This is a genomic window from Streptomyces crystallinus (assembly GCF_039521265.1).
Classification (GTDB): Bacteria; Actinomycetota; Actinomycetes; order Streptomycetales; family Streptomycetaceae; genus Streptomyces; species Streptomyces crystallinus.
On the sequence record NZ_BAAACA010000014.1, the window covers coordinates 649,946 to 672,106 of the forward strand.

Annotated in this window: 19 protein-coding genes; 8 read left to right on the forward strand and 11 right to left on the reverse strand. The window is 73.4% G+C overall.

Annotated features, from left to right (window positions below; genetic code table 11):
- Positions 1–149 precede the first annotated feature (149 nt).
- A complete protein-coding gene (locus ABD236_RS13520) occupies positions 150–1,148 on the forward strand; it encodes a LacI family DNA-binding transcriptional regulator (protein WP_344073816.1) in 999 nt (332 codons plus the stop codon).
- A 120-nt stretch (positions 1,149–1,268) separates the two neighbouring features.
- Here the strand turns inward: ABD236_RS13520 and ABD236_RS13525 are convergent, their stop codons facing one another.
- Positions 1,269–1,535, reverse strand: coding sequence for a hypothetical protein (locus ABD236_RS13525; RefSeq protein WP_344073817.1), 267 nt, complete (start codon positions 1,533–1,535; stop codon positions 1,269–1,271).
- A gap of 174 nt (positions 1,536–1,709) precedes the next feature.
- Between ABD236_RS13525 and ABD236_RS13530 the strand changes: the two genes are divergently transcribed.
- Complete coding sequence (locus ABD236_RS13530; protein ID WP_425543876.1) at positions 1,710–3,083, forward strand: M20/M25/M40 family metallo-hydrolase; 1,374 nt, start codon at positions 1,710–1,712, stop codon at positions 3,081–3,083.
- A 302-nt stretch (positions 3,084–3,385) separates the two neighbouring features.
- Positions 3,386–4,840, forward strand: a complete 1,455-nt coding sequence (locus ABD236_RS13535) for a YfcC family protein (protein ID WP_344074229.1) — start codon at positions 3,386–3,388, stop codon at positions 4,838–4,840.
- Between the two features lie 14 nt (positions 4,841–4,854).
- Here the strand turns inward: ABD236_RS13535 and ABD236_RS13540 are convergent, their stop codons facing one another.
- Entirely contained in the window at positions 4,855–5,244 is a 390-nt protein-coding gene (locus ABD236_RS13540; RefSeq protein WP_344073818.1) for a hypothetical protein, read from the reverse strand.
- 334 nt (positions 5,245–5,578) lie between these two features.
- Positions 5,579–6,496 (reverse strand): MurR/RpiR family transcriptional regulator, encoded by a 918-nt coding sequence (locus tag ABD236_RS13545; protein ID WP_344073820.1) that lies wholly within the window; start codon positions 6,494–6,496, stop codon positions 5,579–5,581.
- 320 nt (positions 6,497–6,816) lie between these two features.
- Between ABD236_RS13545 and ABD236_RS13550 the strand changes: the two genes are divergently transcribed.
- On the forward strand, positions 6,817–7,962 hold the full coding sequence (locus ABD236_RS13550) for a hypothetical protein (protein ID WP_344073821.1): 1,146 nt from the start codon (positions 6,817–6,819) through the stop codon (positions 7,960–7,962).
- Between the two features lie 83 nt (positions 7,963–8,045).
- Entirely contained in the window at positions 8,046–8,210 is a 165-nt protein-coding gene (locus tag ABD236_RS13555) for a hypothetical protein (protein ID WP_344073822.1), read from the forward strand.
- Between the two features lie 117 nt (positions 8,211–8,327).
- Here the strand turns inward: ABD236_RS13555 and ABD236_RS13560 are convergent, their stop codons facing one another.
- The 4 genes from ABD236_RS13560 to ABD236_RS13575 form a co-directional block, all read right to left on the reverse strand.
- Positions 8,328–10,328, reverse strand: a complete 2,001-nt coding sequence (locus ABD236_RS13560; RefSeq protein ID WP_344073823.1) for a glycoside hydrolase — start codon at positions 10,326–10,328, stop codon at positions 8,328–8,330.
- 123 nt (positions 10,329–10,451) lie between these two features.
- Positions 10,452–11,264 carry an endonuclease/exonuclease/phosphatase family protein gene (locus ABD236_RS13565; protein ID WP_344073825.1) on the reverse strand — a complete coding sequence of 271 codons (813 nt, stop codon included), beginning with the start codon at positions 11,262–11,264 and terminating at the stop codon, positions 10,452–10,454.
- A 352-nt stretch (positions 11,265–11,616) separates the two neighbouring features.
- A complete protein-coding gene (locus tag ABD236_RS13570) occupies positions 11,617–13,413 on the reverse strand; it encodes a S8 family peptidase (RefSeq protein ID WP_425543861.1) in 1,797 nt (598 codons plus the stop codon).
- A gap of 198 nt (positions 13,414–13,611) precedes the next feature.
- Positions 13,612–14,043 carry a cupin domain-containing protein gene (locus tag ABD236_RS13575; protein WP_344073826.1) on the reverse strand — a complete coding sequence of 144 codons (432 nt, stop codon included), beginning with the start codon at positions 14,041–14,043 and terminating at the stop codon, positions 13,612–13,614.
- A gap of 53 nt (positions 14,044–14,096) precedes the next feature.
- Here ABD236_RS13575 and ABD236_RS13580 point away from each other — a divergent pair, with 53 nt between their 5' ends.
- Positions 14,097–15,101 (forward strand): helix-turn-helix domain-containing protein, encoded by a 1,005-nt coding sequence (locus ABD236_RS13580; RefSeq protein ID WP_344073827.1) that lies wholly within the window; start codon positions 14,097–14,099, stop codon positions 15,099–15,101.
- Positions 15,102–15,183: 82 nt separating this feature from the next.
- Here the strand turns inward: ABD236_RS13580 and ABD236_RS13585 are convergent, their stop codons facing one another.
- The 4 genes from ABD236_RS13585 to ABD236_RS13600 form a co-directional block, all read right to left on the reverse strand.
- On the reverse strand, positions 15,184–16,698 hold the full coding sequence (locus tag ABD236_RS13585; RefSeq protein ID WP_344073828.1) for an alpha/beta hydrolase: 1,515 nt from the start codon (positions 16,696–16,698) through the stop codon (positions 15,184–15,186).
- Between the two features lie 122 nt (positions 16,699–16,820).
- Entirely contained in the window at positions 16,821–17,312 is a 492-nt protein-coding gene (locus ABD236_RS13590) for a hypothetical protein (RefSeq protein WP_344073829.1), read from the reverse strand.
- Positions 17,313–17,410: 98 nt separating this feature from the next.
- On the reverse strand, positions 17,411–17,995 hold the full coding sequence (locus ABD236_RS13595; protein WP_344073830.1) for a hypothetical protein: 585 nt from the start codon (positions 17,993–17,995) through the stop codon (positions 17,411–17,413).
- A gap of 79 nt (positions 17,996–18,074) precedes the next feature.
- Positions 18,075–18,887, reverse strand: a complete 813-nt coding sequence (locus ABD236_RS13600; RefSeq protein ID WP_344073832.1) for a maleylpyruvate isomerase family mycothiol-dependent enzyme — start codon at positions 18,885–18,887, stop codon at positions 18,075–18,077.
- Between the two features lie 153 nt (positions 18,888–19,040).
- Between ABD236_RS13600 and ABD236_RS13605 the strand changes: the two genes are divergently transcribed.
- Positions 19,041–20,402: an amidase gene (locus tag ABD236_RS13605; protein ID WP_344073833.1), complete on the forward strand. Its 1,362-nt coding sequence runs from the start codon at positions 19,041–19,043 to the stop codon at positions 20,400–20,402.
- A gap of 207 nt (positions 20,403–20,609) precedes the next feature.
- Positions 20,610–22,004 (forward strand): hypothetical protein, encoded by a 1,395-nt coding sequence (locus ABD236_RS13610; protein ID WP_344073834.1) that lies wholly within the window; start codon positions 20,610–20,612, stop codon positions 22,002–22,004.
- Positions 22,005–22,161: the final 157 nt, after the last annotated feature.

Here is a 22,161-nt window from a genome sequence, read left to right on the forward strand (position 1 = left end):
GGGAACGTTACCAACTCCGACCCGCGCCGAGGGCCAGGCCGCACCAGCCGTCCCAAGGTCCCCTCGTCCGGCCTGACATGCGGCTCCGTCTGCAATCATCGACGCATCGCCGTCCGTCCCCGGGGACGGACCCGCCGCCGAGGAGGCCCGTGAAGCGCCCGACGATGAAGGACGTGGCCCGCGCCGCCGGGGTCAGCCCCATGACCGTGTCGCGCGCGGTGTCGGGCGAGCCCGGGGTCTCCCCCGGGACGGCCGCCCGAGTCGAGCAGGCCGTACGGCAGTTGGGGTACCAGCGCAACGACAACGCCCGCAACCTACGGCGCAAGAACCCCACGACGTCCACGATCGGGCTGGTCGTGGACGATCTGGCCAACCCGTTCTACGCGCTGATGGCCCGCTCGGTGGAGGACGAGGCGCACCGGCGCGGCTGTCTCGTCCTGGTCGGCAGCACCAACGACGAGCCGCGCCGCGAGCGCGAGGTCATAGCGGCCTTCACCGCCCGCCAGGTGGACGGCCTCCTGCTGGTCCCGACCATCGGCGGCCACGGCTTCCTCAGACAGCCGATGGAGGGCGGCACCCGTGTCGTCTGTGTGGACCGGCCCGCCAAGGGGCTGGCCGTCGACACCGTCACGGTCGACAACCGGGCGGGCGCCGAGCGGGCCGTACGCCATCTGCTCGGCCAGGGCCACACCCGGATCGCCTACCTCGGTGACCGGTTCGGCATCTGGACCCAGCGCGAGCGCCATGCCGGCTACCTCGACGCGCTGGGCGCCCACGGCCTGCCCGAGGACCCCGCGCTCGTACGGCACGAGCTGCGCAGCCGGTCGGACGCGGCGGCGGCGCTGGCCGCGCTGCGGGGCCTGGAGCGGCCGCCCACCGCCCTGTTCACCACCAACGACGTGATCACCATGGGGGTGATGGGCGCGCTCGGCGACGGCGACCGCGTCGACGTCGTCGGCTTCGACGACTTCCCGCTGGCCGACCGGCTCAGCACACCGCTCAGCGTCGTCAGCCAGGACCCGGTCGCGCTCGGCGCCACCGCCGCCCAGCTGCTGTTCTCCCGGATCGACGGCGACCGCTCCGCGCCCAGGTCGGTGGTCCTCCTCACCCGGCTGATCGTGCGCGGGCCGGGCCGGGCGGGCTCCTGAGAACCTGTCCTCGAACTCCCGTCGTCCGCCCGGGGGCGGGGGTCCGAAGACGGGCTCCGGGACCACCGATAGCGTGCCGGGCCGCCGGATATTGGTGGCGGCAGGAGGCGGCGGCCTCGGTCAGGGGGTGTCGCCCGCCCAGTCCCAGTGGTGCGGATCGCCCGGCCGCGGCCCGTACCACGCGCGGCCGCCCGGGCCGTGCGCGCCGATCTCGGTGGCGAGCGCGGCGCCGTCGCACAGCTGCTCCTCGCTCCAGCCGGTGACGTCGAGCAGCAGCCCGTCCAGCGGGCCCGCCACCAGCTCGCGGTAGTGCCGCCCCGGCTGCGGCCCGGGGTCCGGATCGTCGTGGTCGGCCCCGTAGACCCGGCGCCGTATCAGCTCGTCCATACCCGCCAGCGTGCCATCCACCACTGACAACGCCGGGTGCGGGCGCGGTGACCCGGGTGCACCACCCGGGGTGCGGGCGTGCGCCCGATCCCGAATCGTGGTGTCCCGATGGCATTCGGATCCGTCTGCCCGGCACCGGGCATGGCGGCGGAGCGGCAGTCAGGGCGGCGCGCGATGGAGCTGGAAACCGTAGTCGACGGCCTCATGGACGGGCTCCGGGCCGATCTGGAACGGCTGGCGGCGATCCCCTCGATCGCCTTCCCCGGCTTTCCGCCCGAGCCCGTGCGGGAGGCGCACGACCTGGTGGCGGAGCTGCTGCGGGACGCCGGAGTGCCGTACGTCGAACGGCTCGACCTGCCCGGCACCGCCCCCGTGGTCTACGGGCAGATCCCCGCCCCCAGCCCGGACGCCCCCACCGTCCTGCTCTACGGCCACTACGACGTCCAGCCGCCCGGCGACCAGACGCTGTGGCTCTCCCCGCCGTTCGAGCCGACCCCCGTCGAGGGCGGGCTGCGCGCCCGGGGCATCGCGGACGACAAGTCCAACATCGTCGCCCACCTCGGCATGCTGCGGGTGTACGGGGGGCGGCCGCCGGTCGGCGTCAAGATCGTGATCGAGGGGCAGGAGGAGTACGGGAGCGCCTTCGACACCTATCCGCCCAGCGACCCCGAGCGGTTCGCCTGCGACGCGATGGTCATCGCCGACCTCGGCAACCTGCGCCCGGGCACCCCGACGCTGACCACCGGGCTGCGGGGCGCCGCCGAGGTGACGGTCGAGGTGCGCACGCTGGACGAGCCGCGCCACAGCGGCGAGTTCGGCGGGGCCGCGCCCGACGCGCTGCTCGCCCTGCTGAAGGTCCTGGCCACCCTGCACGACGTACACGGCGATGTGGCCGTCGAGGGCCTGCGCCGCGAACCCTGGACCGGTACGACGTACACCGAGGAGGAGTTCCGCTCCCTGGCGGGCGTACGGGACGGGCTCCCCCTGATCGGGTCCGGCTCCCTCGGTGAGCGGCTGTGGAGCGGGCCCGCGATCACGGTGATCGGCCTGGACGCGCCGGCCGTGGAGCACGCGGCCTCGGCGGTGGTCCCCTATGCCCGGGCCAAGCTGAACCTGCGCTTCCATCCGCTCCAGGACCCGAACGAGGCCCAGCAGAAGCTCATCGACCATCTGCGCGCGCTGCGGCCGTTCGGCATTCCGCTGACCGTCACCCCCGGCGACACCGGCCCCGGGTACGAGGCCGCCACCGGCGGCCCCGCCTACCGCGCCGCGCTCACCGCGCTCAAGGAGGCCTGGGGCAAGGAGGCCTCGTACGTCGCCACCGGCGGCTCGATCCCGCTGGTCAACGGCCTGGCCAAGGCCGCGCCGGAAGCGGAGGTGCTGCTCTTCGGCGCCCAGGACAGCATGTGCAACCTGCACGCCCCCAACGAGCGGGTGCTCTTCTCGGAGCTGCGCAACACCGTGATCGCGATGGCCGCGTTCGTCCGCGAGTACGCCGAGGACTTCCGCGAGCGCGGTGCGGGCGAGCCCGGTCTGGTCGGGATGTGAGCGGGGTGGGCGGCGGCGTGGGCGGAGCGGGTGGGTCGACCGAGCCGAGTGGGGCTGCCGGGCCGGGTGGAGCGGCCGGGCCCGTCGAGCCGAGGGAGGGCGCTGGGCCGGGCGAGAAGGGCGGGCCGGGGAAGGCAGTCGCTCCTGGCCGGCCAGGGGCGCCCGTTGGTCCCGCCGGGCCAGGGGAGCCCGTTGGTCCCGTCGGGCCGGGCGAGCCCGGTGGGCCCCTCGGGCCCGGCGAGACCGCCTCGACCGAGCCGCCCGGCCCGCCGCCCAAGCGCAAGCTCGCCTTTCCCAGCGCGCTGACCGTCCTGGCGATCGTCACCGTCGCCGTATGGCTGCTCGCCTTCCTCATTCCCTCCGGGCAGTACGACCGCAACGACAAGGGCGCCCCGGTCGAGGGCACCTACCACCGGGTCTCCTCCGGCCAGAGCTTCGTCGACCGCCTCAACGACCTCTTCCTGTCGCCGGTCAACGGCCTCTACGGCATCCGGGACACCACCTCAGGCGAGGTCGGCCCCGATCGGACCGGCGATCTGTACGGAAGCGCGGGGGTGTTCCTCTTCGTCCTGGCGATCGGGGCGTTCATCACCGTCGTCTTCGCCACCGGCGCCCTCGACCGGGGCATCGAGCGCCTGGCGCACCGGCTGCGCGAGCGCGGGGCCCTGCTGATCGCGGGAGTGATGGTCGTCTTCTCGGTGCTCGGCACGGTCGAGGGCTTCGCGGAGGAGACGCTCGGCTTCTACGGGCTGCTCGTACCGATGATGCTCGCCCTCGGCTACGACCGGATGGTGGCGGTCGGCACCGCCATCCTCGGCGCGGGAGTGGGAGTGCTGTGCTCGACCGTCAACCCCTTCGCGACGGGCGTCGCCTCCTCGGCGGCCGACATCTCGCTGGGCGACGGCATCGCGCTGCGCTTCGTGATGTGGCTGGTGCTGACCGGGGTGACCATCGCGTACGTGGTGCGCTACGCCCGGCGCGTACAGAAGGTGCCGGGGCGTTCGCTGAGCGGTTTCCTGCCCGGGGACCGGGAGCGGACGGCGACGGACACGGGGGCGGCGCCCGAGCTCACCGGCACGCACAAGGCCGTGCTCGCCGTGCTCGGCCTGGTCTTCGCCTTCATGATCTTCTCGGTGGTGCCGTGGTCGAGCGCCCTCACGGGCAAGGCCGACGCCACGCCGTACTCCTTCGAACTCGGCTGGTCCTTCCCGCAGTTGGCGGCGCTCTTCCTGTGCGCGGCGGTGCTCGTCGGGCTGGTGGCCCGGCTGGGCGAGCAGAAGACGAGCTCGACGATCATCCAGGGCGCGGGCGACTTCATCTCCCCGGCGCTCGTCATCATGCTGGCGCGCGGTGTCACCGTGATCATGAACAACTCCCGGATCACGGACACGGTCCTGCACTCCATCGAAGGCGTCGTGAAGGGCACCTCGTCGGGCGTGTTCGCCGTCATCGTCTTCTTGGTGAACCTGCCGCTGGCCTTCCTGATCCCCTCCACCTCCGGCCACGCCACCCTCGCGATGCCGATCCTGGCCCCGCTCGCGGACTTCGCGGGCGTCTCGCGCGCGGTCGTCGTCACCGCCTGGCAGGCGGCGAGCGGCTGGATGAACCTGTGGGTGCCGACGACGGCGGTGACGATCGGCGGTGTCGCGCTCGCCAAGGTGGGCTACGACAAGTACCTGCGCTTCGTCTGGCCCCTGCTGGCCATCCTGTTGGTGCTGATCTGCGGATTCGTGGCGCTGGGGGCGGCGCTGACGTGAGGGCGGGCCGCGGCCTACAGCCTGCGGTGGCCCGGGTGGTCGCCCGTCAGCGCGTCCGTCACCAGCCGCACCCCGCGGGCGAGGCGGTTCAGCTGGTCCAGCTCCGTCGCGTACATCCGGATGGTGTTCTCGATGACCGCCTCCGCCACGCCCAGCGTGGGCAGCTCGGCGCGGCTGGTCTGGAGGGCGACCCGGACCGCGCGCATCTCGTGCTGGAGCTGGAGCTGGGCGTGCCGGGCGAGGATGACGTGGTGGCGCGTCAGCGGTGAATAGCCGGCGTAGCGGGCCGGCAGCAGGTCGCGCAGCCAGCGGGTGGCCGTGCGTTCCCAGTCCCGCGTCCCGGGTTCCTTGACCTGACAGGGCCAGTCCGGGCTGAGCGCGATGGTGGGGGCCGTGTGGGGCATTCTCGTCGCTTCCGAAGTTGTCGAACTCTGATCGAGAGGTGGGAAGGGGGCGGCCCCGGCCTAGGGGTTGGCCAGGGCCGCCCGTGGGCGTCCGCCCGGATCCGAAAGCCTGGATCGGACATCCGGCTGACGCGAGGAGGGGGGCGTCACGTCGGCTGTCCGCTCTGGGAGGGCGTGGGGAAGCGCCTTCCTTGGCATCTGGGGGATCGGGGGATCGCCACCGCCTCAGTAAACATATATACCGTTGAGTAAACAAGGGTATGAAAAAATTCATGCGCCCGTAAGGTGTGAAGATCCCGAGGAGCCGGGCGGGAGAATCGGGCCCTATGGGGTCCTAGAGGAAGAAACCGTGCTGGTCGGCGGCCTGCTCGTACTCCTCGAGACGCGCCTGGGTGCGCTCCGGGTCGGCGTCCGCCATCGCCTGGAGCAGGGCCGCGGCGAGCACGCCCGGTGCCGCGTACGAGTCGAAGACCAGCCGCGAGCCGGTGCCGGCGGTGAAAGCCACGTCCGCCTCGTCCACCAGCGGGCCGAGGGTGGTGTCCGTGATCAGCACGATGCGCAGGCCCGCGCTGCGGGCGGCCCGCAGCGCCGCCAGGGTCTCCTTGGCGTGCCGGGGCATCGCGAAGGCCAGCACCCAGGTGCCGCCCGCCGAGCGGGACTGGAGCAGTGCGTCGTAGGCGACGCTGCCGCCGCGCGTCACCAGCCGCACATCGGGGTGGATGCGCCGCGCCGCGTACGCGAAGTACTCCGCGAGGGACACCGAGATCCGTAGCCCCAGGATGGTCAGCGGCACCGAGCGGGCCAGCTCGCGGCCGATCTCCAGGACCTGGTTGGTGTTGGCCACCAGCCGGCGCACGTTCTCCAGGTTCTCGATCTCGGCGTCCACCGCCGCCTGGAGCTCGTTGTGCCGGATCTCCTCGCGGGTCTCGGGCGAGCCCGCGACCGCGCTGAGGGCGATCGGCTGGAGCACGTCGCGCAGCGCGGGATAGCCGCTGTAGCCGAGCGAGACGGCGAAGCGGGTCACGGAGGGCTGGCTCACCCCGGCCCGCTCCGCGAGCTCGGTGATCGAGAGGAAGACGGCCTCGGTGAGGTGGTCGATCAGGTACTGGGCGATGCGCCGCTGCCCCGGGGAGAGACGGTGGCCGTCGAAGAGGGCGCGCACCCGGTCCGCCGCGGGGCGCTCGTGGTCCGACGCCTGCCCGCTCGGTGTGATCGCGGCCGCCTGGGCGCGCGCCTTCTGCCCCGATGACACCGGCGGGCCTCCTTCTTATGCCATGTGTGCTCAAAACATAGCTCACCGCCGCGGCGGCCCGGCGTGCGTTCCGCCGGTGGCGACATGCGCGCATTCGAGACAGCGGTGACTTCTTGTGCTGGACACGACAAGCCGCAGGGTGTTCCCTGTGCCGCGCCCGCTCGGGGGGTGTGGCCGGGGAGCCGCACGCGCGCCGGTCGAGGCACGGACGGGAGACGGTTCGTGGAACAGGGGGAGACATGGCCAGGGCAGGACGTCCGCAAGGGGCTCCGAAGGGCAGAACGGAAGCCGCCGACGAACTCGCGCGCTTCCTGCGAGAGGTGACCCGCGGTCTGACGGTGCGGGACCTCGCGGAGCGCTACGGCGGCGGCAAGACGGCCTGGAGCGAATACCGCTCCGGGGCGCGGATCGTCGCGCTGGGGCGCCTCGACACCGTACTCAGGGACCGGGTTGGCGCCCCCCGCCTCCAAGGGCTGCTCGCCGAGGCGCGGCGGCTGCACGACACGGCGCTCGCGGCCGAGGCGGCAAGCCGCCCGGCGCCCGGTGTGGCGGAGGCCCTGCGTCAGGCCCGCGCCGACCTCGCCGAGTCGGGCCGGCTGGTGGAGAGCCTACTGGCGATGGTGGCGCTGATCCGGGAGCGCGTCGACGAGAGCGGAGCCGGGTGGTCCGGTACCGCCCCCGCTCCCGGGGAGGCGGCGTCGCAGGGCACGCCACAGCGCCCGGCGCGCGGGGAAGCGGAATCCCCGGCGGCCCAGGAGGTACGGCGGCGGCTGGACCGGGCCGTCGGCCAGTTGGCGGCCGCCCGCTCCCTGGAGGCGGCGGCCCGCCGGGCCGTCGCGGACGCCGCGGCGCAGCGGGACGCGGGGGTGCGGCGGGGGGTGGAAATCCGGTCGGATGCGGGAGGGCCGGCTCGGGGCGGCAGCCTGGTGGGCACCGAATCCGCCTCCCTGGGCGGCATGCCGACCGGCACGGATTCCGCTTCCGCGAGCGGCCTGCCGACCGACGCGGGTTCCGCATCCGTGCCGTGCGCACTGACCGTCACGGATGGTTGGCCAGTACCCGACGGCGCCTTGTCCGGCTCCGGCAGCGGCACACCGCCGGACGCCGGGCGCGCCGCTCCCGGTCTGCCCGCCGTGCCCGAACGGCCCCACCCTGCCTCGGCCGTCGTCGACGCCGCACTCCGCGTGCAGTTGGTGCGCATAGGCAATGCCCTCAAGCAACAGCGCGCCGACGCCCGGTGGTTGTGGAAGCGGGTGGAGCGCACGCGGTCGGGCGCGCTGGCCTCCTCGCCCCCCTACGCCGTGGAGGGCGTGGCCCCGGAGCGGCTGGACCGGCCGGTCGCCGTGCCCCGCTCCCGGGCACCCGCGCCGACGGCGGTACCGCAGCGGCGCGGCAGAACCGCGCTCACCGTGCTCGGACGACCGTCCTTGGGCGCCACCGCGAGCTCGGTCGTGGTCACGGACTGACCGCCTGGCTCGACCGCCCTCCCGCACCGCCTAAAATCGTGCCGCCGGCGGCCCGCGCCGGCGGCACGGAGGGACAGCGCGCGGTGAACAGCGACAGTGACGTACCGATCTACGCCCAGCTCATACGGGAACGGGGCGACGTCCCTGGCGACGTGCGCCGGGAGGCCGAGCAGATCCAGCGGAACCTGGAACGGGTGATCATGCCCTTCCGCCCCGGCCTGCCGACGCCCGGTTTCTTCGGCTCTTGACCACCGGCACCACCCGCGGGTTCGTCGAGTTCGAGCGCTACGAGCTGCCGGGCGACAGCACTCCGTGGATCGAGCTGCGGCTGTCCCGCTGAGTCGCCGCACCAGGAACGGCGCCGGCTAGGAGGCGGCCTTCTTCGGGCACAGCCGCCGCGGCTCGGCCTCGCCCTTGAGCTCGGCGTTCACGCATCCGGCGGGCACACCGTGGGACGCGGTGGACCCGAAGTTGGCGGTGACGGTCAGCACGCCGTCGCCGAAGACGGTCCGCTGCACGGCCCGGTCGGCGGTCAGCCAGCGGAAGGACGTCAGCCGCTCGGTGCCCGCCTTCTGGTGCAGGGGCGCGAAGTACTTCTGCAGGGCGGCGAGTTCGGGCCCGTCCTGCTTCAGCGTCGGCCCGTCCAGGACGTGGTTCAGCGGGATGTTGTAGAGCATCGCCAGCATGGCACGCGTCTGCTTCTGCCGCGGCAGCTTGCCGTAGGAGAGCTCCCAGCGCTCGACGTTGACCAGGGAGCCGTGCAGCGCGGTCTCGTACAGCGGGACGCGGTACCTGGGGTCGTACATCTCCCGGGCGAGGTCGGCGGGCAGGTCGACCGGCTTGAAGAACGTCTTGGGCGCCTTCTCGGGGGCGTAGCCGCCCCACACCTCCTTGTTCCGCTCCAGCGTCCACAGGCCGCCCGCGACAGGGGTCGCCGAGCCGTGGTCGAAGGCGAGCACCTGGTTGGACCACGCTCCCGCCGACTCGGAGCCGAGGACCAGCCCGCGGTCGGTGAGGCGCTTCATCCGGGCGAGGCGGTTGTTCCGGTCCTGCGCCTTGGTCATCGGGTGGGCGCGGCTGTGGTCGCGGAAGAGGTCGCCGGCCGCGTCGACGTCGAGGAAGTAGCTGTCGGCGCCGTTGGCCACCATCGCGCGGGCGCGGTCGGCGAGGTAGTGACTGCCGGGCTCGGCACGCTCGAACGCCTGCGAGCTGAGATAGCAGCCCCGGTTGCCGAACCCGGTCTCCGGCTTGCCCTTGGCGTCGATCACGCAGTAGTCGGGGTAGACCCGGCCGGGCCACGCCGAGTTCGGCGAGTCGGCGGTGGCGGGGTCCTGCCCGTTGGCGAAGGAGTCGTAGGGGCCGACGAGGTAGCCGTTCTTCTTGGCGGCGCTCACGGCCGGAGCGCTCATCGGGTCGTTCCCGGCGTCGTAGCCCAGCCACATCCGGCTCACACCCAGCTTGCGCAGCTCTTCGGCACCCTGCGGGGTGCGCGCGTCGCCCCACAGATAGGCGTGGAAGGCGCCGAGCAGCCGGGCGTCGGCGGGGTTGGCCCTGATCTTGTCGCGGAGGCTGCCGAGCCGGCCGTGTTCGGAGAGCCAGTCACGGTAGTCGACGGCCGGGGCCACCGGGTTGCCGTCGGTGAGGGCCAGGGTGACGGTGTACGAGCGGGTGTCCTCGCCCCGGTCGAAGGTGTGGGTGGCCGTGCCGCGCAGCCGCCCCTGCTCGGCGGCGAACCCCAGCGAGGTGCCGATGTCGGTGGGCACGAGATAGCTCGCGCCGCGACCTCCTCCGTACGTGTATCCCCACATCGGCATGGTGAGCGCGCCGGTGCCCAGGTCCATGGGATCGCCGGTGAGCCCGCGCTCGGGCGCGGCCCAGAACGGGTCGCCGACCGGGATGTTCAGGCCCTCGCCGCGCGGGAGTTGGAGGTCGGAGGCGGACGCGTCGGTGCCGGTGACCGGCCACCGCACCTGTCCGTCCCGCCGCGCGGCCATGCTGACGCGCAGCCGCCCGCGCTCAGCGACGGCCGTGACCGTCAGCTCCTTCGCGGGATACGTCCAGCGGGCTCCCCCGCGGATCTCGGTGACCGGGCCCGGCCGGCCGAGGTCGGTGGCGGCCGGGCCGGACAGCTCCAGCTCTCCGCCGGACTTCGGGTGTGCTCGTACGGCGAGGGTCGCGGTGTCGATGACGGCGGTGCCGCCCCGGACGGGGACGCTCACCTCGCCGCCCCCGGTACGGTCGGTGGAGGCCTCGGCGCCGACGGCCGTGGTGCACCCGGCGAGCGCGGCGAGGGCGAGGGCCCCGGCGAGGCCGTGGAGGGCGGCGCGGGCCGCCGTACGGCCCTGGGTGATGAAGTCTGATCTCATGCGTCGTGAATAGTCCTGCGCCATAAGAGGGTTCTAAGAACTCCGGCCCCCGGCCGCCGACCGGGGCGGGGAGCCGTCCGGTGGCGAGGGGGCCGGAGCTCGGCCGGCCGGGGCCGACGGGCCTCAGGGAACGGTGACTTCGACGGTGACCGGCAGGTGGTCGGACGCGTCGCTCTCGATGACCTCGGCCTGGCGGGCGGAGATGCCGGCCGAGGTGAGCACGTAGTCGATGCGCTTGTGCGGGTTGCGGGCGTCGAAGGTGTACCCCGCGCCGCCGTCCCCCGCCTTGCGCCACACGTCGCTCAGGCTCCGGGTCAGCGTGAGGACCTCGCGGGCGGCCGGGGGGGCGTTGAGGTCGCCGACCAGCACGGTGGGACGGGTGGAGCCCGCGACGAGGTTCTTGACGGCCTCGGCCTGGGTCTGGCGTGCGGACTGCGAGGTGTGATCCAGATGGGTGGTCAGAAAGCGCACCGCCGTCCCCTCCACGTTGATGTCCGCCTCCAGCAGCCCGCGTTGCTCGAGATCGCCGGGCCGGGGCAGCGGGGTGTTGTGGGACCCGGTGACCGGGAAGCGGGAGAGGATCGCCGTTCCGTACTCGCGTCGGGGTTCCCCGGAGCGCGGCGGGTCGAGGCTGAGGTTGGCGCCGTAGACCACGTGCATCCCGAGGCGTTCGGCGAGCCAGGCCGCCTGGTCCACGAAGTCGCTGCGCGCGTCGTAGTGCCGGTCGACCTCCTGGAGGCCCACCACGTCGGCGCCGCTGTCCTTCACCACGCGGGCGGTCCGTTCGAGGGCGAGGGCGTCGTCGGCGCCCGCGCCGTGGTGGATGTTGTACGTCAGCACGGTCAGGGTCTGAGGTGCGGCCGCCGCCGAGGATGTCGGTGCGACGGCCAGCGGGATGAGCATCAGGACGGGAGCCAGTGCGGACCTGGCGCACACACGGATCACTGAACACCTCTGTGGACTCGGGGCGCGGGCTCGGGGGATTCCGGCTCGGGGGATTCGGGCTTGGGGGGCCTTGCTGTGTAACTCCCCACTTACCGAGCAACGTTGACAAAAATCATCCGATTGGATGGAAATTCGCCCTGCGGGGTGCGCCGCCGTTTCGCGCCGTACACATCTGAGGGGCCCGGGCCGGCTGGACCGGGTCATCGGCCGCACGAGGCCCCCGGCCCTGGAGCCGCAGGCCCGGGCCTGGCATTCGTGGGGTGACAAGACGACGCCCGGGCGCCCGCTCCCCTGGGGGAGTGGACGCCCGGGCTCCTTCAGCCGGTACGCGGGCTCAACGGGTTCAGAAGGTCAGGTTCCAGCTGTCGATCCGGCCGGTGTCGCCGCCGGCGTTATCGTTCACCCGCAGCTTCCAGGTGCCGTTGGCCACCCGGGCGGACGCGTCCACGGTGTACGTCTGGTGGATGTCGTCCGCGCTGCCGCCGGTGTGGTTGTGCAGGGTGTACACGGTGCCGTCGGGGGCGACGAGGTCGACCTTCAGGTCACCGATGTAGGTGTGCACGATGTTCACGCCCACCTTGAGCGCGGCCGGGGCGTTGCCGCTCACACCGGAGACGGTGAGGGGGCTCTCCACGGTGGTGTTGTCGTTGACGGCGACATCGGTGGTGTTCTCGAAGTACTTGCCCGGCGGGACGGTGGTGCCGACCGCCTTCAGCGCGTCCACCTGGCCCTCGCCGAAGAAGGCGTTCTTGGCGGTGGTGCCGGTGCAGCGGCTGTCCGAGGGGCAGGCCACGTCGTTGGCCTGGAGGGAGAGCTTGTCGCGCAGCTGGGCCGGGGTGATGCCCGGTTCGGCGCTCGCCAGCAGCGCGGCCACGCCCACCACGTGCGGCGAGGCCATCGACGTACCGCTCTTGGTGCCGTACTTGCCGCCCGGGAGGGTGGAGTAGACACCGTTGGAGCCGTCGCCGCCCGGGGCCGCGACGTCGATGACGCCGTTGCCGAAGTTGGAGTAGGACGCCTTCACGTTGCCGCTGCCCATCGCCGAGACCGTGACGACGCCCGGCAGCTCGGTCGGGATGTCGAGACAGGCGTTGGTGATACGGCGGGTGGTCGGTGTCGAGTCGTTGGGGCTCTCGGTGTCGGTCGTCTTGTTCGCCAGGTCGTAGTTGGAGTTGCCCGCGGCGGCCACCTGGAGGGAGCCCTTGTTCTCGGCGTACTCCTGGGCGCGGCGCACCCCCTCGATGATGGCGGCCTGGTCCACGTTGTCCGGGCAGTTGAACTGCCACGGGTCGGTGTAGTAGCTGTTGTTGGTGACCTTGAAGCCGTGGTCACCGGCCCACACCAGACCGCAGATGGTGTTCTCCGCGTAGAAGAGCGTGGAGGTCGGCTCGGCGAGCCGCACCGAGGCGATCTTCACGCCCGGTGCCACGCCGACGACGCCCTTGCCGTTCTTGGCCGCCACGATGGTGCCCGCGACGTGCGTGCCGTGGCTGTCCACGTCCCGCCAGGCGCCGGTGCGGGTGTCCGGCTTGCCGTAGGCGCAGGAGACCGAGTCGGCGGCGTCGAAGTTGGGCTGAAGGTCCTGGTGCTGGTCGTCCACTCCGGTGTCGAGGACGCCCACCTTCACCGAGGACGACCCGGTCGAGACGGCCCAGGCCTGGTCGGCCTTGATCTGGCTCATGTCCCAGCGGACCGGTTCCCCGGCGGGGGTGGTCGACTGCGCGGGGTTGCTCGGCAGCGCCGGGTTGTAGGCGTCCGCCGGGACGTCCGAGGTGCGGGTGGCGCCGACCTGCTGGACCCCGCTCACACCGCGCAGGGTGGTGGCGAAGGTGGCGGAGGCGGAGTGGGCGACGACGACGCCGATCGCGTCGAAGTACGAGAAGACCGTGCCGCCGTTGGCGGTGACGGCCGAGCGCACCGCCGAGGTGTCACCGGGAGCGGTGATGACCAGATAGGCGCGGGTCCCGGCGGCCCAGGCCGCGCTGCGGGCCGCGACCGGCGCGGCCGCACGGGCCGGGGCCCCGGCCGGGGCGACGGGCTGGGTGCTCGCGAGGGCGGGAGCCGCGAAGGTCAGCGCGGCTCCGAGGGCGGCGGCCCCGACCAGGAGGCGTCGGGGGCGTCTGGATATGGGGGGTATCAATGCGTCCTCCGATGACCCGGTGGGTGCGGGTGGCACCTACCGGGTCGTACGAAACGAGTGGTGGACGCAAGATGTCAGATGATCACCCGGGGAGGGAAGTGTCTTTCACGGCAAGGGTGTTCATCTGCGGCGGCCGCAACACGCCGGAAACATGATCGTTGCCGACCCGCGCCGCCCCCGGTCGTACGGCTGCCGCGCTCAGAGCGTGTGTCCGGTGGTCGCGTCGACGTGGTCGGGCACCTCGTCGTGGCGGTCGCCGACCGAGAGGGTGCCACTGGGCTCGAACAGCAGGAGCGAGGCACCCGAGGGGGCGGAGGGTTTGTGCTCGGTGCCGCGCGGCACGGTGAAGACCGAGCCGGTGGGCAGGGTCACGGTCCGCTCCCCGCCGTCCTCGCGCAGCGCGATGTGCAACTCCCCGTCGAGCACCAGGAAGAACTCGTCGGTGTGGTCGTGCACGTGCCAGATGTGCTCGCCCTCAACCTTGGCGACGCGCACGTCGTAGTCGTTGACGCGGGTGACGATACGGGGGCTCCACAGGGCGTCGAAGGAGGCGAGCGCCCGGGCGAGGGCGAGGGGGTTGTCGGCGGTGGCGGTGTCGTCGGCGGTGTCGTCGGCGGGGTGGTTGCTCATGGCCATCATCCTCCGGTGTGGTGATCCCCTTCCGTGAGTGCTAGAAATCGCATATGCCGCAAGATTCCTCGCACGGCACGGACACCTCGCGTCCGCACCGGGTCGTCGTGATCGTCGACGAGAACTCCAACCCCTTCGAGCTGGGCTGCGTCACCGAGGTGTTCGGGCTGCGCCGGCCCGAACTCGGGCGGGATCTCTATGACTTCGCCCTGTGCGCTCCGGAGCCGCACACCCTGATGCGCGACGGGTTCTTCACGCTCACCGGCGTCGCCGGACTGGCGGCGGCCGACGGCGCCGACACGTTGATCGTGCCCAACCGGCCCGACACCGATGTGCCTCGGCGCCCGGCGGTCCTCGACGCCGTGCGGCGGGCGCACGCGCGCGGAGCCCGGCTGGTGGGGATGTGCAGCGGCGCCTTCACCCTGGCCGAGGCCGGGGTCCTGGACGGGCGGCGGGCCACCGCGCACTGGCAGTGGGCCGACGACTTCCGGGCCCGCTTCCCCTCGGTCGACCTGCGGCCGGACGTGCTGTTCGTGGACGACGGCGACATCCTCACCTCCGCCGGGAGCGCCGCCGCCCTCGATCTGGGGCTGCATCTGGTCCGCCGCGACCACGGGGCCGAGGTGGCCAACTCGGTGAGCCGGCGGCTGGTCTTCGCGGCCCACCGGGACGGCGGGCAGCGGCAGTTCGTGGAACGGCCGCTGCCCGACATCCCGGACGAGTCGCTGGCGCCGGTGCTCGCCTGGGTCCAGGAGCGGCTCGGCGAGCCCCTCACCGTGGCCGACATCGCCACCCGCGCGGCCGTCAGCCCCGCGACCCTGCACCGGCGCTTCCGTCTCCAGCTCGGCACCACCCCGCTGGCCTGGCTCACCGGCGAGCGGATCGCGCTCGCCTGCCGTCTCATCGAACGCGGCGAACAGCGGCTCGACGTGGTGGCGCAGCGCAGCGGCCTGGGCACCGCCGCCAATCTGCGGGCCCGACTGCGCCGCGAGACGGGCCTGAGCCCGTCGGCGTACCGCCGGCGCTTCGGCCCGGAACCGACGCTCGCACCGGGGTGAACGCGACGTGGCCGCGTACTGCGCCCGGGCAGCCGGGCTCAGAGCCTCCCTTTGAGCTGGCGCCCGCCCGGGCGGCCGGGGCTCACTCGGCGGCGCAGAGCGCGTCCCGCTCGGGACGCGCACCCGTGGTCAGATAGGTGGTGACCGCACGGTTGCCGCACGTGTTGCCGCTGTCCAGGTACATCCCGTGGCCACCGTGGTCGACCGTGACCAGCCGGGCCCGGTCGCCCAGCGCCTGCCGCATCTTCAGCGCGCCGAAGTACGGCGTCGAGGGGTCCCGCAGGCCCTGGATCATCAGAATGTTGGACGGGCCCCGGTCGGTGACGCGGACCGGCTTCTCGGCCGGCGCGTCCTTCCAGAAGGTGCAGGGCAGGACGTTGACGGGGCTGCCCGCCGTGAGCGGATGGCGGACCCGGTCGGCCGCGACGGCCCGCTCGTACGAGGAAACCGACTTCGGCCAGCTCACGTCGTTGCAGAGCACCGCCACGACGGCCGCGGCGTCCTGGTCGCTGAGCGGTTCGGCGAGCGGCGGCGGCACGACCGGCGTCGCCGCGGGGTCCTGGGCGGCCTTGATCAGCCGCGCCAGCATGGGGAAGGAACTGTCGGAGTAGAGGGACATCTGGAGCGCCTGGCGCAGCAGCGCGCCGGTGAGCGGAACCCCCTCCGTGGCCGTTCTCCTCGGCTCCACGTCCAGCTTCCGCGCCAGCGCGAGGAACAGCGGGCGCACGTCCTCGGCGCGCCGGGCCAGCCGCAGCCCCTCGGCCTCCCTGGCCGGGTCGGCGGCCCACGCCGCGAAGTCCGGGAAGCGGATGTCGGCCGCCGGGGCCATGTTCGCCAGCCAGCCGCGCTCGACCCGGCTCGGGTCGGGGTCACCGCTGCTGTCGAGCACCCAGCGGTCGGTGTGCTCGGGGAACAACTGGGCGTACACCGCCCCCACATAGGTCCCGTACGAGACGCTGTAGCCGGACAGCCTGCGCTCGCCGAGCGCCTGGCGGAAGCGGTCGATGTCGCGGGCCTCGTTGCGGGAGGTCATACTGCGCAGCACCGCGCCGCCGTTGCGCGCACAGGCCTCGGCGATACGGCGGGACCTCACCACGTTCTCGCTGATGTCCCCGCCGGGGCCCGGCCACGACCGGAGGTTCACCATCATGCGGTCGTCGGCGGAAAGGCCGCAGCTCGCCGAGGTGCTGGCGGCCACGCCACGCGGATCGAGGCTGACGAGGTCGTAGGCGCCACCGGTCTCCTCGCGCAGCGCGGCCCCCTGCTCGGCCAGCTGCCGCACCCCGGAGCCTCCCGGTCCGCCCGGGATCACCACGAGCGCCCCGCGCCGCTTGTCCGGGTGGTCGCTGCGCAGCCGGGAGACCGCGACGGTGAGGGTGGGGCCGTCGGGGTGGGCGTAGTCGAGCGGCACGGGCAGCGAGGCGCACTCCTGCCCCTTCGCCGCGTGGGCGTCGGTACAGGGCTTCCAGTCGAGCGCGGGCACCCGGGCACCGGCCGCGCGGGCCTGGGCCGCCGGGACGGCGGTGGCGGTCAGGGCCGTGGTGGCGGCCGCGACGCAGAGGGCGAGGGCGAGGCCTCGGTTGCGGTAAGTCGTCATGGGACAAGGGTGGTTGAGGGATACGCCCGGCCCCATCCGGCAGGCACGCCGACCGGGGTGGGGTTAGCCCCCGGGTCTGCCTCGGCTCGCTCGCACCTCGGCGTGTGTTTCCCGGCCTCGCCTCACAGGGTGTGTTTGTGGAGCACGTCGAGGTAGAAGCGGTCGCGGTCGGGGACGTCGTTGTCCCGGCCCGGCAGACTGAACACCGCGCAGACCTCGGCGGGCCAGGTCCAGATGCTCGACTGCTCGCCGAACGTCAGGTTGCTGTTGACCTCGTGGCGGCAGCCCGCGGTGTCGAGGGCGGCCAGCAGGTCCTCGCGCAGCACGGTCGCCTCGTACGCCTCGCTGTCCGGCAGGACGAGGGGCGGCAGCGAGACGCGCGCGCCCGGCCACAGCCGGATCCAGATGCCGCTGACCCGCCGACGGGTGACGACGAGCTCCAGACCGTCCCACATATACGGGTAGCCGTCGAAGTCCGGGCCCTTCATCCGGATGACCGGATGGGGTCGCCCGGGCCCCAACAGGGCCTCGGCCTCGGTGAGCGGCATACCGCAGTGCAGCGGCCCGATACGGCCGGTGGTGGCGAAGTCGACGAGGAGCGAGAGCAGGGTCACGGGGGTGACTGTGACACTTCCACGCACCGGACCGCATCCTTGTTTCAGGTGCGGGTTTCGGGTGCGGGTTTCGGGTGCGGTCCGGTGCGTCGACGGGGTCAGCGCACGATCTGGTCGCCGTCCGGCACGTCCTCGACCGTCACGGCGGCGCGCGACTGCCCCAGCCCGAGGGCCACCGCGCCGGCCAGGCCCTCGAAGTCCCTGCCCTGGGGCTGCGGGACCGTCTCGCCGTCGCCGTACGCCTCGATCGCCCGGGTGAAGTAGCCGGGGTGCCAGGCGCCCACCGCGCCCCGGACCTCGACGGCGGCGACCCGGCGCCCCGCGACGGCCTTGCGCAGGGCGGGCAGGATCGCGTCGGAGCGGAGTTCGCCCGGCACCTGGAAGAGGCTGGCGTGGGCGCCGACGAGACCGCCGCCGCGCAGCCGGACCGTCACCGTCAGACAGCTGGTGACGGAGGGGTAGGTGAGCACACCGCCACGGGCGACCTCCCGTATCTGCCCCTCGGTCACGGTGGCGGCGGCGGGCGCGCGGTGGGCGGGGGCGGCCACCACGGCCTTTTGCTCCTGGGCCCGCGCGGGGCCGGCGAAGGTGGCCGCGAGCACCGGCAGTGCCAGCGCGAACACCACCGCGCGTGCTCCCGTACGGGACCGGTGGACGGACTGGGACGGCTGCTGCGGGGACAAGAAGACTCCTGTTCGGGGGTGGGCGGGGTTCGGCGCGTACCCAGGGTTGGTCGCGCGCCGGGCCCCATCATCCCGGAACTCAGGGCGCCTTGAACAACGTGGGAAAGCGCGGTGCCAGCCAGGGTTTGCGGCCCCAGGTCAGCACGTGCCCCCGGGCGACGGCCGCGCGGGGGTCGACGCGGCCGAGTGCCATGAGCAGGAAGGTCACCGGCTCGACGTGGAGGGTGCAGTCCGGGCGACTGGGCGGCTGTTCCGCCACCGTGGCCACCCCGTCGGTGAACACCACGCCGAACCGGGCGCCGCCCCGTAGCCGGACGGTGTAGCGCGCGCTGCGGCCCGCCGCCGCTTTCGCGTCGACCACCCTCGGCATGGCGGCGAGCAGGAACGGCAGGGTCAGCTCGACGCGCCGCCGGTCGAGCATGTGCGGGCGGCCCACCGGGCGGGCGATGTCGTAGCCGTGGCCCAGCATGTGGGTGAGCAGATACGCCCCCAGCGTGGGCAGGTCCATGGTGCCCATGGGGGTGGCCAGCGGACCGTCCGCGCCCCCGGTCCTCGCCGCGTCCAGACAAGCCGTCGCCTGGGCCACGATCATCGCGGCCAGCGGCTCGGCCGCCCGTTCGCCGAACTCGGCGAGCGCGCGGGCGTTGGCCGCCGCGATGCTCCCGGGCGTACCGTCCCCGTGCGCGCGGCCGCCGCCCGCCGCGATCTCGGCCATCAGCTGGTTGGCCTGCGCCAGATGGGCCGCCGTCTCCCCGAGCGTCCACTCCAGGCCCGGTACGGGGACGCTGGTGTCGGCCGCCCCGCGCAGCAGCCGGGCGATGTCCTCGGCGGTGGCGCGTATCGCCTCGTCGAGCCCCGCGGGCAAGGGGCTCCCACTCCGGTGTGCGCTCATGGCGCCGGAGCCTGCCCCAGTCCGCGCCGCCTGTCCAGAGCCGGTGGCACTGTCGCGGCGGCGAAGATCGAGGGGTATCGACAGGAGACACCCGGGTCGTACACAGTGGCCTCCCGTCCGTCGTGACCGAGCCACCAGCGCCGAGGAGCCACCGTGACCAAGTGGGCAGGCCGGACCGCCGTCGAGATAGCCGAGGCCGTACGGCACAAGGCGGTCACCCCCCGCGAGGTGGTCGCCGACCACCTGGCCGCGATCGCCGCCCAGAACGGGCGCGTCGGCGCGTTCCGCGTGGTGCGCGCCACCGCCGCCCTGGCGGAGGCGGACGCCGTCGGCGCCCGTGCGGACCTGTCCCGGCTGCCGCTCGCCGGTGTCCCCGTCGCCGTCAAGGACAACCTTCCGGTACGCGGCGAGTCGACCCGCAACGGATCCGCGGCCACCCCGGCCGCCCCGGCCGCCGAGGACCACGTCACCGTGGCCAGGCTGCGGGCGGCGGGAGCGGTGGTGGTGGGGCTCACGCACGTACCGGAGTTGTGCGTCTTCGGGACCACCGACGGGGTGCACGGCATCGCCCGCAACCCCTGGGACCCCTCGCGTACGGCGGGCGGCTCCTCCGGGGGCAGCGCGGCCGCGGTGGCGGCGGGCCTGGTGCCGCTGGCGCTCGGCAACGACGGCATGGGCTCGCTGCGGATACCGGCCGCGCACTGCGGGCTGATCGGCCTCAAGCCGGGGACCGGGCGGGTGCCCAGGGACCTCGGCGGCGGCTGGTTCGGGATGTCGGAGAACGGGCCGCTGGCGACGACCGCGGCCGACGCGCGGCTGATGTTCTCGGTGCTGGCGGGCGAGACACCGGCCGCCGCCGACGAGCCGCCGCGGCCGCTCAGGATCGCGGTCTCGCCCCGCAGCCCCGTCGCGGGCGTACGTGTCGGGGGCGCCTACGCCTCGCTCGCCCGCGAGGCGGCCCGGGCACTGGTGGCAGCCGGGCACAAGGTGTCTCTCGCCCATCCGCCGTACCCCCTCACCTTCGGCACGGTCGTCCTGGCCCGCTGGACGGGAGGCACCGCGCAGGACGCCGAGGGCCTGGACCCGCGGCTGCTCACCCCGCGCACCCGGCGCCACGCGGCCCTCGGGCGGGCGGCCGGGCGGCTCGGGTTGCTGCGCGCGGACCACCGGGGCGCGCTCAACAGGCGGCTGGCGCCGTTCTTCGAGGAGTACGACGTCCTGCTCACGCCCGCGCTGGCCCGACGGGGGCCGGCGGCCGAGGCCTGGCACGAGCGCGGCTGGCTGGCCAACGTCCTGGTCAACACCGCCTGCTCGCCGATGACCCCGCCGTGGAACCTCTCCGGCCACCCCGCTCTCACGATGCCCTTCGGTGCGCTGCCGACCGGCCTGCCCGGCTCGGTCCAGCTCGTGGGCCGCCCCGGCGGTGAGCACCGACTCCTCGATGTCGTGTCCCAGTTGGAGCAGTCACACCCCTGGCAGCGCACCGCGCCGACCGGCGGTCAGGGGCGGGTCTGACCGGGCGCGTACCCCCGGCGCGGCCTGGTGCGGGCGACGGCGTCCCTCGGGCCGCACCCACCTACGTAAATGAAGCTTCAACCGTCTTGCGCCGCCCAAGAGTTGACAGGCCGTCAAGGTGACTGACACCGCGCGCACATGGCATGATCGCCTTCGCGTTACTCACGGGTAACGACCCCCCTCCTCCCATCCGAAGGTCACATCCACGTGCGCACGTTCACCACCCGCCTTCTGGTGCCCGGCCTGGCCACCGTGGCCCTGGCCGCCACCGGCTGCTCCTCGTCCGGGCACACCGGCGCGGCGCAGCCCGGCAGCGCCGCCACCACCGCCCCGGCCGCCGCCGACGAGGCGCGGCAGCTCGACGTGGCCGCCGCGCCGCAGGAGGCGTCCGCCCCCACGGCGGTGGCCCGCACCGGCACCGGCAAGGGCCGCCCCGAGAAGTCCTCGCTGAAGGTCGCGTCCTACGACAAGAACAGCCGACGGGCCGTCATATCCACGGCCTCACCGCGGCACACCGCCACGCCCGGCCACTCCCCCGCGCCCGACAAGCCCGTCGCCGTCGGTGACGTCATCGCCAGCGCCCCGGCGCCGGGCGCGCCGAACGGACTGCTCGCCAAGGTCACCGAGGTCGTCGGGAAGACCGACCGCGGCACCGAGGTGAAGACCGCCTCCACCACGCTGGCCTCGGTCCTCAAGGACGACAAGGCCGACGGCAAGGTCCCGGTCGACCCGTCCACGGTCAAGGTGGAGCCCTTGATGAAGGGCGTCACCTTCTCCTGGGCCAAGGGCAAGGGCCTCACCTTCGGGCCCAAGGGCGCCAAACTCCCCCTCGGCAATCTGCGCCTGGACGTGAACGCCGCCGTCGACACCGCCAAGGACGCCCCCGCCTCCGCCGGCGCCTCGGTCTCCGGCTTCGTCCAGCTCGCCCCCGAGGTGGAGTTCGCCTACGACGGCAGCTCCGGCGGCCTCGCGCCGCGCTCGGCGTTCCTCGGCATGAGCGGCGACTGGTCCTCGCAGTGGGCGCTCAAGGGCCGGGCCGCCGCCAGCACCGGCGCGCCCAAGCGCATCCCCTTCGCCAAGCTGCACAGCGCGCCGGTCATCCAGGTCGGCCCGGTCCCGGTCGTCGTCAACCTCGATCTGACCTGCTACGTCCAGGTCGAGGCCGACGGCCGCGTCACGCTCGACGTCCAGCAGGACGTCAAGGGCGACTTCCGTGTCGGCGGCAGCTACGCCGCCGGCAAGGGCTGGACCCCCGTCAGCACCTCCGCCGTGCACAGCACCCCGGTGACCGCCACCGTCACCGCCGCCGGCCGCGTCAAGGGCGCCCTCGGCGCCGAGGCCTCCGTCGGTCTGTACGGGGCCGTCGGCGTCAGCGCGGACTTCGCGCCCTCTCTGCGCGGCGAGGCCGACGCCAAGGCGACCGCCTCCAGCGACGGCAAGGCGTCCGTCTCCGGCGCCTGGGCCGTGTACGGCGGGTTCGACCTGAGCGGTCAGCTCCACTTCCAGCTGTCCCTGTTCGGCACGCCCGTCATCGAGCGCCGGATCCCGCTGGGCGCGCTGCACCGGGAGTGGCCGCTGGCCAGCGGGCACGCGACTCGCTGAAGGCTTGGGGGCCGGTTCTTCGGCTGCTGGTGGGATGTGGCTGGTCGCGCGGTTCCCCGCGCCCCTGTGGGGCGCGGGGAGCCCACGAGGTGCGGGCCCCCCGTCCCGTAGCGCATTCTGGCTGTGACACCTACCGCGCGGCGCGCGGACGGGGGCA

Excerpts from the sequence above, each read along its gene's own strand:
- ABD236_RS13525 (WP_344073817.1), bottom strand. The coding sequence starts at position 1,535 with ATGGACGAGCTGATACGGCGCCGGGTCTACGGGGCCGACCACGACGAT.
- ABD236_RS13530 (WP_425543876.1), top strand. The coding sequence starts at position 1,710 with ATGGAGCTGGAAACCGTAGTCGACGGCCTCATGGACGGGCTCCGGGCC.
- ABD236_RS13540 (WP_344073818.1), bottom strand. The coding sequence starts at position 5,244 with ATGCCCCACACGGCCCCCACCATCGCGCTCAGCCCGGACTGGCCCTGT.
- ABD236_RS13560 (WP_344073823.1), bottom strand. The coding sequence starts at position 10,328 with ATGAGATCAGACTTCATCACCCAGGGCCGTACGGCGGCCCGCGCCGCC.
- ABD236_RS13575 (WP_344073826.1), bottom strand. The coding sequence starts at position 14,043 with ATGAGCAACCACCCCGCCGACGACACCGCCGACGACACCGCCACCGCC.
- ABD236_RS13580 (WP_344073827.1), top strand. The coding sequence starts at position 14,097 with ATGCCGCAAGATTCCTCGCACGGCACGGACACCTCGCGTCCGCACCGG.
- ABD236_RS13585 (WP_344073828.1), bottom strand. The coding sequence starts at position 16,698 with ATGACGACTTACCGCAACCGAGGCCTCGCCCTCGCCCTCTGCGTCGCG.
- ABD236_RS13600 (WP_344073832.1), bottom strand. The coding sequence starts at position 18,887 with ATGAGCGCACACCGGAGTGGGAGCCCCTTGCCCGCGGGGCTCGACGAG.